The organism is Priestia sp. FSL H7-0729, from assembly GCF_038005685.1.
Lineage (GTDB): Bacteria > Bacillota > Bacilli > Paenibacillales > Paenibacillaceae > Paenibacillus.
This window is the reverse complement of the sequence record NZ_JBBOTQ010000021.1, coordinates 1-13,510: the sequence shown is the minus strand read 5'-3', so window position 1 is coordinate 13,510 and position 13,510 is coordinate 1. Positions and strand designations below refer to the sequence as shown.

Sequence of the window (13,510 nt, the reverse complement as noted above, 5' to 3'; positions counted from 1 at the left end):
ATAAGGACAATCCTGGATTCAGACTAAACCAGTGTTTTGGCTTTCTCCACTGCCTCTTCAATTGTACCAACAAAGAGGAAAGCTGCTTCCGGAAGATCATCATACTTACCTTCGAGAATCTCTTTAAAGCTGCGCACCGTTTCTTTAACCGGAACGTATTTACCTGGAATACCGTTAAATGCTTCAGCAACGTGGAAAGGCTGGGACAAGAAACGTTGGATTTTACGAGCGCGGTATACAAGCGCTCTGTCTTCCTCACTCAACTCGTCCATACCAAGGATCGCAATGATATCTTGCAATTCATTGTAACGCGCCAAGATACGTTTAACGCCTTGAGCTACGCTGTAGTGTTCTTCACCTACAACTTCAGGGGACAAGATCCGGGAGCTGGATGCCAGCGGATCTACCGCAGGGTAGATACCCATCTCGGAAATTTTACGCTCCAGGTTCGTCGTTGCATCCAAGTGGGCAAACGTCGTTGCAGGAGCCGGGTCAGTGTAGTCATCCGCAGGCACGTAGATGGCCTGGATGGATGTTACAGAACCTTTTTTCGTTGAAGTGATACGTTCTTGCAGTTGACCCATTTCTGTTGCCAGCGTAGGTTGGTAACCTACTGCGGAAGGCATACGTCCAAGCAAGGCAGATACTTCTGAACCCGCTTGGGTGAAACGGAAGATGTTATCGATAAAGAGCAACACGTCACGGCCTTCTTCATCACGGAAGTATTCCGCCATCGTCAGACCTGTGAGGGCTACACGAAGACGTGCGCCTGGAGGCTCGTTCATTTGTCCGAAGACCATTGCTGTTTTGTTGATAACGCCGGAATCACTCATCTCGTGATACAAGTCATTACCTTCACGTGTACGCTCACCAACACCCGCGAATACGGAGATACCGCCGTGCTCTTGTGCGATGTTGTTGATCAATTCCTGAATCGTTACCGTCTTACCTACACCGGCACCACCGAAGAGGCCGATTTTACCACCTTTAGCGTAAGGAGCAAGCAAGTCGATAACTTTGATTCCTGTCTCCAGCATCTCTGCTTGGGTAGTCAGTTCATCAAATGCAGGTGCTGAACGGTGAATCGGGTTTTTGTGCTCAGCAGCTACGGCACCGCCAGTATCAATTGCTTCACCGAGTACGTTAAATACACGACCCAGTGTTGCTTCTCCGACGGGTACAGAGATTGGTGCTCCTGTATCTAAAGCTTCCATACCACGAACAAGTCCATCCGTGGAGGACATCGCAATACAACGTACTCGGTTGTCACCCAGATGTTTCGAAGCTTCGAGTGTAAGGTTTACACTAACGCCGCTCTCACTTACTGTAGTGATCGTAATGGCATTGAGGATTTCCGGCAGACCGCCGCGATCAAACTCGACGTCAACAACCGGACCCATGATGCTCACAACGCGTCCTTTGTTCATCTTAACGTTCCCCTCCTACAAGCCTGCTACTTTTGCAAAAATAATGTACCGTTCGTTTATCTTTGCTCTGCAAGCCTTCATTAATAAAAAAACGGTTAGCCTTGTGCTGCGTTGGCACCTGCCACAATTTCCGTAATCTCCTGCGTAATCGCCGCTTGACGGGCACGGTTATAGGTCAATGACAAGTCATTAATGAGTTTGGATGCATTTTTGGTTGCATTACCCATTGCCGTCATTTTCGCGCCCAGCTCACTTGCCTTACCGTTCAGAAGTGCACCATAGATCAGCGTTTCCGCGTAACGCGGAAGCAAAACCTCCAGTACAGCCTCAGCAGACGGCTCGTATTCGTAGCTCGCCGTTGGTCCTTCCGCAGCAGTTACCTCAGGTGTTTCCATCGGAAGAAGTTTTTCTACCGTAGGAATCTGGGTCAACGCATTCACAAAGCGGTTATAACAAATGTACAATTCATCAAATTCAGCCAGTTCAAACCCATGAACAGCTTCGTGTGCGATGGATTTGATGTCTGCAAATGAAGGCGAATCCGACAGATCCGTTGTTGTGGATGCCATCGCAATTTCACGACGTCTGAAGTAATCGCGTCCTTTACGTCCAATGACGAACAATTCGTAATCATCCTGGGAGTTGTGGCGCTCTTTGAGCGTCTGATTTACCTGACGCAAAACGTTCGCATTGTATCCACCTGCAAGACCACGGTCCGATGTAATGATCAGGTAAGCTGTCTTTTTGACCGGACGGCTCTCCAGCATCGGATGCTGTATGCCTTGCGTGCTTGATGCAATACTCGCTACAACTTCTTTCAGTTTCTCCGAATAAGGACGGGCTGCTTCCGCTTTTTCCTGCGCTTTACGCAGTTTTGCAGCAGCTACCATCTCCATTGCTTTGGTGATCTGCTTGGTGCTTTGTACGCTTTTAATTTGCCGCTTAATTTCGCGCATGCCTTTTGCCATGATTTCACCACCTCAAAACTTTGACGGAGTCAAAGTTACTTCGTAAGCATCACCACTAGTTTTGACAAGGTCAAAACTACATCGTAAGCATCATCTTTTTTTGACAGAGTCAAAGTTTTACATGCAGACATGCGGAATCGGTTAGACAACTCCGCACCTGCATATCATTTATTTAGACAGAGACAGCAAAGCTCTTTCTGAACTTCTCAATTGCACCTTTCAGTGCATTTTCATTGTCTGCAGTCAATTCTTTAGTATCACGGATGGATGCAAGAATCTCCGGATGACTGCTCTCCATGAACGCGAGGAACTCACGCTCAAAACGAGTAACATCACCTGTTGGAATCTCATCCAGGAATCCTTTAACCGCAGTGTACAAGCTGACAACCTGTTGTTCTACAGGCAGTGGCTGGTTAACACCTTGCTTCAGGATTTCCATCATACGCGCACCACGATTCAGGCGGGCCTGAGTCGCTTTATCCAGATCGGAACCGAACTGGGAGAACGCTTGAAGCTCACGATATTGAGCGAGGTCGAGACGCAGGGAACCTGCAACCTTTTTCATCGCTTTGATCTGAGCAGAACCACCGACACGGGATACGGAAATACCTACGTTGATCGCCGGGCGTTGTCCAGCATTGAACAAGTCAGCTTCCAGGAAGATTTGTCCGTCCGTAATGGAGATTACGTTCGTTGGGATGTATGCAGATACGTCGGAAGCTTGTGTTTCAATAAACGGCAGTGCGGTTAAAGAACCACCACCCAGTTCATCATTCAGCTTCGCAGCACGCTCCAGCAAACGGGAGTGCAGGTAGAAGACGTCACCCGGATATGCCTCACGGCCCGGTGGACGACGAAGCAACAAGGAAAGCTCACGGTATGCAGAGGCTTGTTTGGTCAAGTCATCATAGATAACTAGAACGTGCTCGCCTTTGTACATAAAGTACTCACCCATCGAACAACCGGAATACGGTGCGATGTACAAGAGTGGTGATGGATCAGAAGCTGCTGCAGTTACAACAATAGTGTACTCCATTGCGCCTTTACGACGAAGAGTTTCCACAACTTGAGCAACCGTAGATTGTTTCTGACCAATAGCCACATAGATACACTTCATGCCGCTACCTTTTTGGTTCAGGATCGCATCAATTGCGATGGATGTTTTACCGGTTTGACGGTCACCGATGATCAACTCACGTTGTCCACGACCGATTGGAACCATGGCATCAATGGCTTTGATCCCTGTTTGCATCGGCTCATGAACCGATTTACGATCCATTACGCCTGGTGCTTTACCTTCAACCGGACGGAATTCCGTTGTAGCGATTGGCCCTTTGCCATCCACTGGAATACCGAGCGGGTTCACAACGCGTCCAATCAATGCTTCGCCTACAGGCACTTGCATGATTTGGCCCGTACGTTTCACTTGGTCACCTTCACGAATATCGTAGTAAGGTCCCAGGATAACGACACCGACATTGCTCTCTTCCACGTTCATGGCGAGTCCCATAACACCGCTTGGGAATTCAACCAACTCGTTGGACATGACGTTCTCAAGTCCGTAAACACGAGCGATACCATCACCAACCTCGATTACCGTTCCGACTTCGACTACATCGATATCGGTCTTGTATTGTTCGATTTGGCTCTTAATTAATGTACTGATTTCTTCTGGTTTGATACTCAAGTGTCCTCACCCCAATCTACTGTACTCGTCTGTTAAAAGACTGCTCAAGACGTTCGAGCTTGCCAGCCAAGCTGCCGTCATAGATCGTATCGCCAATGGCGACTTTCAATCCGCCCAGCAGAGTCGGATCAACAATGTTCTCGATACGAATCTTTTTATTCACACGGCCACCGAATTCACGGGCTACCGCTTCTTTTTCTTCATCATTCAACGCATAAGTTGAGTAGACACGTGCATCAGCGATGCCCAGCGACTCACCTTGGATCTTCCGATAATCATTCAGCAAGTCTCCCAGCAATTCAACGCGTCCGCGCTCAATCAACAGCAAGACTGTACGAAGGACTGAATCGGATACCTTGCCATCAAGACTTGAGTGAATCACGTTCTGTTTGGCTTCATCAGAAATATTAGGGGATACGATAAATTTCTCGATATCTGCATCTCCGGTCAATGCACTGACTACTGCAACCAGTTCCTGTTCAACCTCAAGCACCTGCTGTTGCTGAAGAGCAACTTCGAACAATGCTTTCGCATAACGCTTGGCAACAATCGTATCGCGGCTCATTGTCGGCCTCCTACCTCATTGAGGTATTGGTTCACAAGCTCTTCTTGTGCAGGACCGTTCTCAACTTCTTTTTTGATCAATTTGGATGCAATCTGAACGGAAGCTGTACCCAGTTCGCTGCGAAGTGCTGCGACTGCTTTGTTCTTCTCGCTCTCGATTTCGCGTACTGCATCGTCTTTCAGACGATTAGCTTCAGCTTTCGCATCAGCCAAAATCGATTCAGCTTGTTTGCCACCCGTTTGTTTGGACTGTTCAATAATGTCGTAAGCATCTTGACGTGCTTGCTCAAGAGCTTGTTTTTGTTCCTCCACATAGGCAATGGCCTGTTCCCGAGTCTGTGCAGCCTCATTCATCTGCGTCATCACGAGTTCACGACGTTTTTCCATAATGGAGAACAAAGGCCCGAAGGCATAACGGCTAAGCAGCCAGTATAAAATTGCAAATGCAACAATCGCAAGAAGCGTATTTTCCCATATGAAACTCAATCTGTTCACTCCTTCCTGGAGGTATCCTTAAAACGTCATCCGTTAGAACGGACATTACCTAAAAAGAAGGCGCGGATGGCTATGGCCTTCCCCGCCAAACCTTTAAAATTTAATTAAGCCATACCGTAGAACATGAACGCGAGTACCACACCGATGATCGGCAATACCTCGATCAAACCTACACCGATAAACATTGTTGTTTGAAGAGTGGATTTTGCTTCCGGTTGACGGGCAATACCTTCCACCGTTTTGCTGATTACCATACCGTTACCAATACCTGCGCCAAACGCGCCCAGTCCTGCAACAATTGCTGCTGCGATTAATGCCATTGCTCCCATTTGTATATCCTCCTTAAAATGATAAATCGAATTTTTTATTGTTCAGCCTGGTGAAGAATTCTTCGTAGGGCTTGAAACTTAATGCTCGTCGTGCGTCTCGATGCTCTGTGAAATGTACACCATCATCAAGATAACAAACACAAATGCCTGGATCGCGCCGATAAAGATACTGAAGCCTTGCCACACCATTAACAGCGGAATTGCTGCGATAGCACCAAACACTTTGAATGTGGTCAGTTTCAGGATCGTTGCAATCAGTACCTCACCCGCGAAGATATTCGCGAATAGACGCATACCGTGTGTCAAAAGCTTGGATGCCGTCTCAATCAAGTTGATTGGCAAGAACAAGGCGAATGGCTTAAGGTAATGCTGGAGATACCCTTTTGTGTTGCGGAACAATCCTAGTCCATGAGATACAAGGAACGCTACGAGAGCGAGTCCCATCGTTACAGACAAGTCGGCTGTCGGTGATTTCCACCAAGCCAGTTCAACGTGCGGGTGTGCTTCAGGATCCTTGGCATGCGCTTCTTCAAACGCCTCCACCGCTGTAACAATCGGTTTACCGAATACCTGTGCCTGATTAACATCTGTTACCTCAGATACAGCTACGAGCGGAAGACCTAGCATATTCCCTACAAAAATGAACATAATCATGGAAAGAGCGAGAGAGATAAAATGTTTACCTTTCTTCATATCCATTGTGCTGGAAATCAGATTGCGGACGAATTCTACTGCCCACTCCATAAAATTTTGCAGCTTGCCGGGATTTTCAACGGATAATCTCCGTGTTGCCAGTACAGCAAAAATAAAAACAATTGCACCTGTAACAACCAGCATCAACAGAACCGATAGATCCAGTCGAAATCCGCCAAGCATAATAATTGGAGCTTCATGCATATTTTTCTCACCCCTTTCTCGACTTGAAAGCTGCAGCCCTTAACTTCATTCTGCTCTGCGGGAATGGACAATCCCTATAATCAGTAAGGAAAATTGTGCAATGACGAGACCGCCTGCAACCGCATATGTATTGAAGTACTGCGGAAAGCGCATCGATATGAATATACCGAGCACAGCGAGTGCCGCTCTTGTCAAAAATCCCAGGTTCACACGCTTCAAGTTACCTTCTGCCGCATCATCAGACATTTTCCTTACTTTGTAGCCCAAGTAAAATGCATTGATCCAGCTAATTCCTGTACCCAGGGCGAGTCCCAAAGCAATTGTCTCCACACGTGGCATAAAGGCCGCTGCGAGAAAACAAATCATAAGAAAGTACATGATGAAAACAGTCATCGATCTGCGGTATCTGGTTAGTTCACTCATCACTTTCCCCCATGAATTTTTTCGCGATAAAGTAGATGCTTACACCGCCTGCCGCAAGAAAAAAGAGAACGCTTACGGCGATCCATATTCCGTTACCTCCGATGGTCTTGTCCAACCAGGAGCCAGCGTAATATCCGGCAACAGCGAGAATGGCAATCTCGATCCCAAAAGCTGTCACGAGCCCCATCGCTTTCCATACATTATCGTCATGGTTACGGGATGAATTCGGTTTGTTCGAATCGGCCATTTTCCACGCCACCCTTGCAATCCCAGTTAATTTTACTGAATGATGAGAGCCTTTGTCAATTGAATGATTTTAGCGTTTTAAAGGGGAAAACGACGGGAATACAGACCATCAAAGCCCATAAACCCGCGTAAACCGTACAGTTTAACTGTATGCTATGCCCTTTATAAATCCGTCAGAAAAATTGTATTATTTTTTGAATTTTCTGTGAAATGATTCCGGACGCTCACTATTTACACCAAAATGGTGCAAAATCGCATTGACAATTCTTTCCGAAGCATGTCCATCACCGTATGGATTAGCAGCCTGACTCATGCTTGCATACAGTGTTTTGTCTGTAAGCATAGCTTTGGTCCGTTCATATACACGTTCCTCTTCCGTACCTACCAATTCCAGCGTTCCGGCTTCAATACCTTCCGGGCGTTCTGTTGTATCGCGCAATACGAGCACAGGCACGCCAAACGAAGGCGCTTCTTCCTGCAAACCGCCTGAATCGGTCAAAATCAAGTGAGTATGCGGGTAAAAGTTATGCAAATCCACCACGTCTAGTGGATCAATTAATTGAATACGGGGATGATTCCCCAAGATCGCGTGAGCCGGCTCCTTCACAGCAGGACTTGGATGCACCGGGTACACGATGGCAATATCTTCAAATTCGTCGGCAATCCGTTTGACGGCCTGGAAAATGTTGCGGTGAGGCTCGCCTTGAGATTCACGGCGATGAGCTGTCATCAGCACAAGGCGTTTGCCTTGGGCCCAATCAAGTACCGGGTGTGTGTAGTCCTCCCGTACTGTATATTGAAACACATCTGTTACCGTGTTGCCTGTGACATACGTACTAGACTCTGATTTATTTTCTTTGGCAAGATTGGAAGAAGACCAGTCTGTAGGCGCAAAGTGCAGATCAGCCAGTACTCCCGTCAGTTGACGGTTCATCTCTTCCGGATATGGAGAAAGCTTGTTCCACGTCCGAAGTCCTGCTTCCACATGCCCTACCTGAATCTGTTGCAGGAATGCTGCGTAACTCGCTACAAAGGTAGTCAATGTATCTCCGTGAACCAGTACAATATCCGGCTTAGCTTCTGCTAACACGGGTTCCAGTCCACCAAGAACGCGAATTGTAATCTCATTCAATGTCTGGCGGTCTTTCATTACATCCAGATCATAATCGGGATGAATGTCGAAAACTTCAAGTACCTGATCCAACATCTGGCGATGCTGCGCAGTTACGCAAACAATAGATTCAATAGACTCAGGGTGTTTTTGCAATTCCAAAATAAGAGGAGCCATCTTGATGGCTTCTGGACGCACCCCGAAGATCGTCATGACTTTAATTTTCTTGGACATTCGAGCAAAGCCCCTTTTCTATAAGTTCCGATTACAAGCATGAGATATGCTTATTTAGTGCCGTATAGACGGTCTCCTGCATCTCCGAGTCCTGGAACGATATAACCATGATCATCCAGACGGTCGTCCAATGCTGCTACATAGATGTCCACATCGGGATGTGCATCCTGCACCGCTTTTACGCCTTCAGGTGCTGCCACCAGGTTCATCATTTTGATTTGGGTACAGCCACGTTTTTTGAGCACATCAATAGCTGCAATTGCCGAACCGCCTGTTGCCAGCATCGGATCGATTACAATCAATTGACGCTCTGTTACGTCTGTAGGCAGTTTGGTGTAGTATTCTACCGGTTGCAGTGTTTCCGGGTCACGGAACAAACCAACATGTCCAACTTTTGCCGCTGGCAGCAATTTCACAACGCCATCCAGCATTCCGAGTCCTGCACGCAGAATCGGCACCAGTCCGAGCATACGTCCGGAGATGACTTTACCTTGTGTTGCAGCTACAGGTGTCTGTACATCAATCGTTTCCAGTTCAACATCTCTTGTAATCTCATAAGCCATCAACGTTGCTACTTCATCCACCAATTCACGAAAATCTTTCGTATTCGTACGCATGTCGCGTATAAACGTCAGTTTGTGTTGAATCAAAGGGTGATCACATATTACTAATTTTCCCATTTAATTTGTCCCTCCGGTAAGTTCTTCATGTTCAGCATTTCCAAATATACCTAGCCACCATTCATGGGCTCGATAAATCCTGTATATTATATCATCACCAACAACGAATTACACCATCAAAGGGCACCCAATCATTACAGAATACCGAATCCTATAAAAAACAGGACCGGAAAATGATCCATCCGGTCCTGTTTTGCTCCTGCTGTTATGTCATTGAGATAAGGAAAATGATAATTACAATGGCACTCCGCCACCAGAATGCTCCTTCGATCGCCGTTATCCCCGAATTTTATGAATCACCTTATAAAGGTGTAAATTCGGGAATAAATGCGAACGCTTCGCTTCTACGGCCTCATTCTGTCTGCTTCGTTATTTTGTATTTCATTTTAGAGACCCTCAAATACAAACAGCACGAGCAATGTTTTTTAGTAATATTTAGTAATATTTAGTAATACTAGTATTTAAGATCTGTATAGAGCGGGAATTGGTCTGTCAGTGCAGTCACTTCTGCACGAGCTTCATCCAGCTTCGTTGTATCTTTTGGATTTTTCAACGTTTTGGCAATGATCTTACCGATCGCTACCATCGCTTCTTCGTTCATGCCACGGGATGTTGCCGCAGGTGTACCAATTCGAATACCGCTCGTTACAAACGGGCTTGTCGGATCGAATGGAATTGCATTTTTGTTCACGGTAATACCGATGGAATCGAGCACATGCTCAGCTTCCTTACCTGTGATGTTCACGCTGCGTGTATCGATCAGCATCAAGTGGTTATCTGTACCACCAGATACGATGTTCAATCCTTCAGCGATCAATGTTTCAGCCAGAACCTGTGCGTTTTTCACGACGTTCTGTGCATATGTTTTGAACTCTGGTTGCAAAGCTTCTCCGAATGCTACTGCTTTGGAAGCAATCACGTGCATCAGAGGGCCACCTTGGGAACCTGGGAATACCGCTTTATCAATCGCTGCTGCCCATGCTTTACGGCACAGGATCATACCACCACGAGGTCCACGAAGTGTTTTGTGTGTTGTTGTCGTTACGAAATGCGCATGTGGAACCGGGTTTGGATGCAGACCAGCAGCAACCAATCCTGCGATGTGAGCCATATCCACCATGAACAAAGCACCTACATCATTAGCGATGGAAGCCAGCTTTTCAAAATCAATGGTACGCGGATATGCACTTGCACCTGCAACGATCAGACGAGGACGGTGTTTAAAAGCCGCTTTGCGCACTTCATCATAATCAATCAGGAATGTATCTTCCTGTACGCCGTATGCTACAAAGTTGTACAGCAAACCGGAAGCGTTAACCGGGCTACCGTGTGTGAGGTGTCCACCATGGGCAAGGTTCATACCGAGTACCGTATCACCAGGTTTCAACGCTGCAAGATAAACTGCCATGTTCGCTTGTGCACCGGAGTGAGGTTGAACATTCACGTGTTCTGCTCCGAACAATTCTTTGGCACGATCACGCGCGATGTCTTCAACGATGTCCACATGCTCACAACCGCCATAGTAACGTTTCCCTGGATATCCTTCAGCATACTTGTTGGTCAGTACAGATCCCAATGCTTCGATTACTGCTTCACTTACGATGTTCTCGGATGCAATCAGTTCGATGTTGTTCTGTTGACGTTTCAGTTCAAGATTCATCGCTTCCAGTACTGCCGGGTCATTCTTGCGCAATTGTTCCATGATTAAATTCCTCCCAGTTATAAGTGAAGTTATAAAGCGAAACTACAGTGGTTACATTCCTGACTTCGATTGCATCACCATCTTCTGATCGCTGTTATCCCCGGATTTCTCTGGACTCCCTTATAATAAGGGGAAAATCCGGGGATAAAGGCGAACGCTTCGCTTCTTCAGATTGGTGTTGCACTCTCCGTTTTCGTGTAAAGTCTAATTTAGCTTTATATTGGTTGAAGATATCAGTCACAAAATGTTGAATCTGGTTGTTCTTCCATACGATACACCGCGCGTTCGCCGCCAATTAACTTCGGACGAGTCAACGCTGTGGTCACACGCGCATCTCCAACATAGCGGAGCGCTGTACGAAAAGGTACGGCTACATGCCGGAGATGCATGCCAATCATGGTCTCCCCAATGTCCAGTCCCGCATGGGCCTGCACATGTTCAGCCAGGCATGGATCGGTTAGCGAACGATATGCTGCGGATGCCATTGAACCTCCGGCCTTGGGCACGGGTACTGCACCAACCTCGGTCAATCCAAGACGAGTCAGCACAGAACGTTCCATGACCAGTGCACGGTTCAGATGTTCACAACATTGGAATACCGTATCAAAACCGAATTCCTCCTGCACCTCGCGTATACCCGCAAGAAGCTGTTGCGCCACTTCAATGGCACCATTCGTACCAATCCGCGCGCCTGCGACTTCACTTGTGCTTGTACCGATCACAACGATCTGTCCTGGCCCAAGCTGTCCGGCAAGCGCCAGTTCATGCAGAATGGATGCGGTCTGTTCCTGTAATCCGGGTTGTTCTGAATCTAACTCTATTGTCATCCTATCATCGCCTCCTGATAAAATCATGCCCGCTGTTTCTTGGCTGTCCTTCGTATTCTTGCACGGCATCTCAGGTACTATTATAGCGAATAATCAGATGAAAGACGAAAAAAAGAGCAGTCTGCGGGTAACGCAGAATTGCTCTTTTGCCCAGGCGACCGGCCGTTTGTTCCGGTGCTCCATCGTGGTTATGCCCACTTCGTCGCCAGTTACACCGGATCCCTGTTTTCCCCTTCATCATAAAACAACCCGCGTCTAAAATCAACGGTTAATTTACATCACGTGTCCTATTTCTATAAACTGCCTCGCGGGATCAGATTTAACCCAGCTTATCCAAAAGCCGGTCCAATGCCGTCCGAATCTCAGCTGCAGCTATATTGTAATCATCACGACTTCCCCCAAACGGATCGGAGATGTCGAAACTTGGAATTCGTTGTCTGATTTCAATGGCTCGCTCCCGCTCCGATGCCAGGATCTCTTGCCCAAGGGCGCGTTTCATCTCCAGCGTTGCAAACAGGCTGTCCAACTCCTGAACATCTCTTAATACCTGCTCGTCGTCCTCCACATACTCTTTTAATGTATAGGTTTTGTGGATGGAGTCGGGAAATACCTGCATGACATGCTGCTTATGACTCCGCGTTAATGTAAGAACCAGATCGGCCCAACCGACCAGGTTGGCGCTAAGCTGTGTGGAATGAGGTGGACCTTCAACGTTATGATCTCTCAAAACCGCTTCCGCGTGACGGGAGATCGGCATACCCGACGTAGCTGCCACACCTGCGGAACGAACCTCTACCTGAATGCCGCGCTCCGATGCCAGTTTTCGCAAAAGCCCCTCTGCCATGGGGCTGCGGCACGTATTTCCTGTACATACGAATAAAATATGTTTCATTGTGTTAGCCTCCCCATTTTACATATGATGCGAATGATATGATGTCTCACGTTTTATTTTAAAATATAAACAAAAGTCCAAACGCAAGCAAGATTGCGCCACCAATAGCTTCGCCATAATCCCCGAGATTCTGGCTCACCCGACGGCCTAATAGCAGACCCATCACCGACATGACCCCGCCACAAACACCAAAGGCAAGTACGGTCAAGATCAGATCACTGCTAAACATCCCTAAGGAAACGCCAACGGAGAATGAATCTACACTTACGCTGAGGGAGAACAAAACAACGCCGAGCAGGGAACGGTGGTCCACCAGCTTGGTATCCCCTTCACGGAATGCATTCAGAATCATATGACCACCCAGCAGAACAAGCAATCCACCTGCCGCATACGTCGTAATGTCACCGAGCAGGGAACTGACGTATTTTCCCATATACATGCCGATGAGCGGCATGATGATATGAAATAGCGCCGTTACTGTACTGATTCGCAATACATCCCTCAGCCGAATGCCCTTCATGCCTATTCCGATCCCGAGCGAGAACGCATCGAGGCCCAGCGCAACAGCCATGATCAAAATGGTTACCAACTGCCCTACATGGGCAGACACATCCCACATCCCCATACCCCCAAGTCACGTAAAGGTTCTTGTACACGATATGCGGACAAGGACCTAAACATGACCGATGAAAGGTAAACGGCGACGAATCTACTCGATATCCATGCTGCATGAAGCTAGATTGGCGTGCACGTGGATATGATGGTTCATGAATTGTTTTGGAAAAGAGTGCGTAGCTCTCCTGACTGTATGATCAGGAGAGGTTAGGAGGGCTGCTGGTGGCCAACTTGTATGAGTTGGTTCCCCGCGGCCTTGAGCAGCCGATTCATGACGGCTGCTCCCAGCCCTTCGCGTGAGCAGGCTTCAGCCACAATATATGTGGCGCCTTGCTCATCGCAACTGCGCAGCGCGGCGTATAGCCTGCGCGCTGCTTCCTCCAGCTCGCTGGCGTCGCCCAGCGAGAACACGG

General features: G+C 47.6%; 16 protein-coding genes and 1 riboswitch. All 16 genes read right to left on the bottom strand.

The genetic code is table 11. The features are described 5' to 3' along the window. Window positions 1-23: 23 nt before the first annotated feature. Complete coding sequence (gene atpD, locus MHH93_RS26620; RefSeq protein ID WP_047840699.1) at window positions 24-1,427, bottom strand: F0F1 ATP synthase subunit beta; 1,404 nt, start codon at window positions 1,425-1,427, stop codon at window positions 24-26. 95 nt (window positions 1,428-1,522) lie between these two features. After that, complete coding sequence (gene atpG / locus MHH93_RS26615) at window positions 1,523-2,395, bottom strand: ATP synthase F1 subunit gamma (protein WP_036612560.1); 873 nt, start codon at window positions 2,393-2,395, stop codon at window positions 1,523-1,525. A gap of 172 nt (window positions 2,396-2,567) precedes the next feature. Then, the gene (gene atpA / locus MHH93_RS26610; RefSeq protein WP_047840700.1) at window positions 2,568-4,082 is read right to left on the bottom strand and encodes a F0F1 ATP synthase subunit alpha; all 1,515 of its coding nucleotides are present in this window, start codon (window positions 4,080-4,082) and stop codon (window positions 2,568-2,570) included. Window positions 4,083-4,098: 16 nt separating this feature from the next. Continuing rightward, complete coding sequence (locus MHH93_RS26605; RefSeq protein WP_036612565.1) at window positions 4,099-4,647, bottom strand: F0F1 ATP synthase subunit delta; 549 nt, start codon at window positions 4,645-4,647, stop codon at window positions 4,099-4,101. Beyond that, window positions 4,644-5,132, bottom strand: coding sequence for a F0F1 ATP synthase subunit B (atpF, locus tag MHH93_RS26600; RefSeq protein WP_036612568.1), 489 nt, complete (start codon window positions 5,130-5,132; stop codon window positions 4,644-4,646). The genes MHH93_RS26605 and atpF overlap by 4 nt, the downstream gene beginning before the upstream one ends. A 113-nt stretch (window positions 5,133-5,245) precedes the next feature. After that, window positions 5,246-5,470 carry a F0F1 ATP synthase subunit C gene (gene atpE, locus MHH93_RS26595; RefSeq protein ID WP_017691934.1) on the bottom strand — a complete coding sequence of 75 codons (225 nt, stop codon included), beginning with the start codon at window positions 5,468-5,470 and terminating at the stop codon, window positions 5,246-5,248. Window positions 5,471-5,548: 78 nt separating this feature from the next. Then, window positions 5,549-6,367, bottom strand: a complete 819-nt coding sequence (atpB, locus tag MHH93_RS26590) for a F0F1 ATP synthase subunit A (RefSeq protein WP_124116536.1) — start codon at window positions 6,365-6,367, stop codon at window positions 5,549-5,551. A 45-nt stretch (window positions 6,368-6,412) separates the two neighbouring features. After that, complete coding sequence (locus tag MHH93_RS26585; protein ID WP_062836961.1) at window positions 6,413-6,790, bottom strand: ATP synthase subunit I; 378 nt, start codon at window positions 6,788-6,790, stop codon at window positions 6,413-6,415. Continuing rightward, window positions 6,783-7,037: an AtpZ/AtpI family protein gene (locus MHH93_RS26580; RefSeq protein WP_024632723.1), complete on the bottom strand. Its 255-nt coding sequence runs from the start codon at window positions 7,035-7,037 to the stop codon at window positions 6,783-6,785. Before MHH93_RS26580 ends, MHH93_RS26585 begins: the two co-directional genes overlap by 8 nt. Window positions 7,038-7,223: 186 nt before the next feature. Further along, the gene (wecB, locus tag MHH93_RS26575; protein ID WP_500056470.1) at window positions 7,224-8,381 is read right to left on the bottom strand and encodes a non-hydrolyzing UDP-N-acetylglucosamine 2-epimerase; all 1,158 of its coding nucleotides are present in this window, start codon (window positions 8,379-8,381) and stop codon (window positions 7,224-7,226) included. Between the two features lie 50 nt (window positions 8,382-8,431). After that, window positions 8,432-9,061, bottom strand: a complete 630-nt coding sequence (upp, locus tag MHH93_RS26570) for a uracil phosphoribosyltransferase (RefSeq protein WP_017691929.1) — start codon at window positions 9,059-9,061, stop codon at window positions 8,432-8,434. Window positions 9,062-9,515: 454 nt separating this feature from the next. Beyond that, window positions 9,516-10,766, bottom strand: a complete 1,251-nt coding sequence (glyA, locus tag MHH93_RS26565; RefSeq protein ID WP_500056495.1) for a serine hydroxymethyltransferase — start codon at window positions 10,764-10,766, stop codon at window positions 9,516-9,518. Window positions 10,767-10,996: 230 nt separating this feature from the next. Beyond that, window positions 10,997-11,590 carry a TIGR01440 family protein gene (locus tag MHH93_RS26560; RefSeq protein WP_500056469.1) on the bottom strand — a complete coding sequence of 198 codons (594 nt, stop codon included), beginning with the start codon at window positions 11,588-11,590 and terminating at the stop codon, window positions 10,997-10,999. Window positions 11,591-11,731: 141 nt separating this feature from the next. Further along, window positions 11,732-11,813, bottom strand: a riboswitch (ZMP/ZTP riboswitch). Window positions 11,814-11,909: 96 nt separating this feature from the next. Next, entirely contained in the window at window positions 11,910-12,482 is a 573-nt protein-coding gene (locus tag MHH93_RS26555; protein WP_500056467.1) for a low molecular weight protein arginine phosphatase, read from the bottom strand. 58 nt (window positions 12,483-12,540) lie between these two features. Then, on the bottom strand, window positions 12,541-13,101 hold the full coding sequence (locus tag MHH93_RS26550; RefSeq protein ID WP_074092526.1) for a manganese efflux pump MntP: 561 nt from the start codon (window positions 13,099-13,101) through the stop codon (window positions 12,541-12,543). A 203-nt stretch (window positions 13,102-13,304) separates the two neighbouring features. Then, window positions 13,305-13,510: Sua5 family C-terminal domain-containing protein (locus MHH93_RS26545; RefSeq protein WP_500056465.1), on the bottom strand; the 206-nt coding region annotated here is incomplete at its 5' end.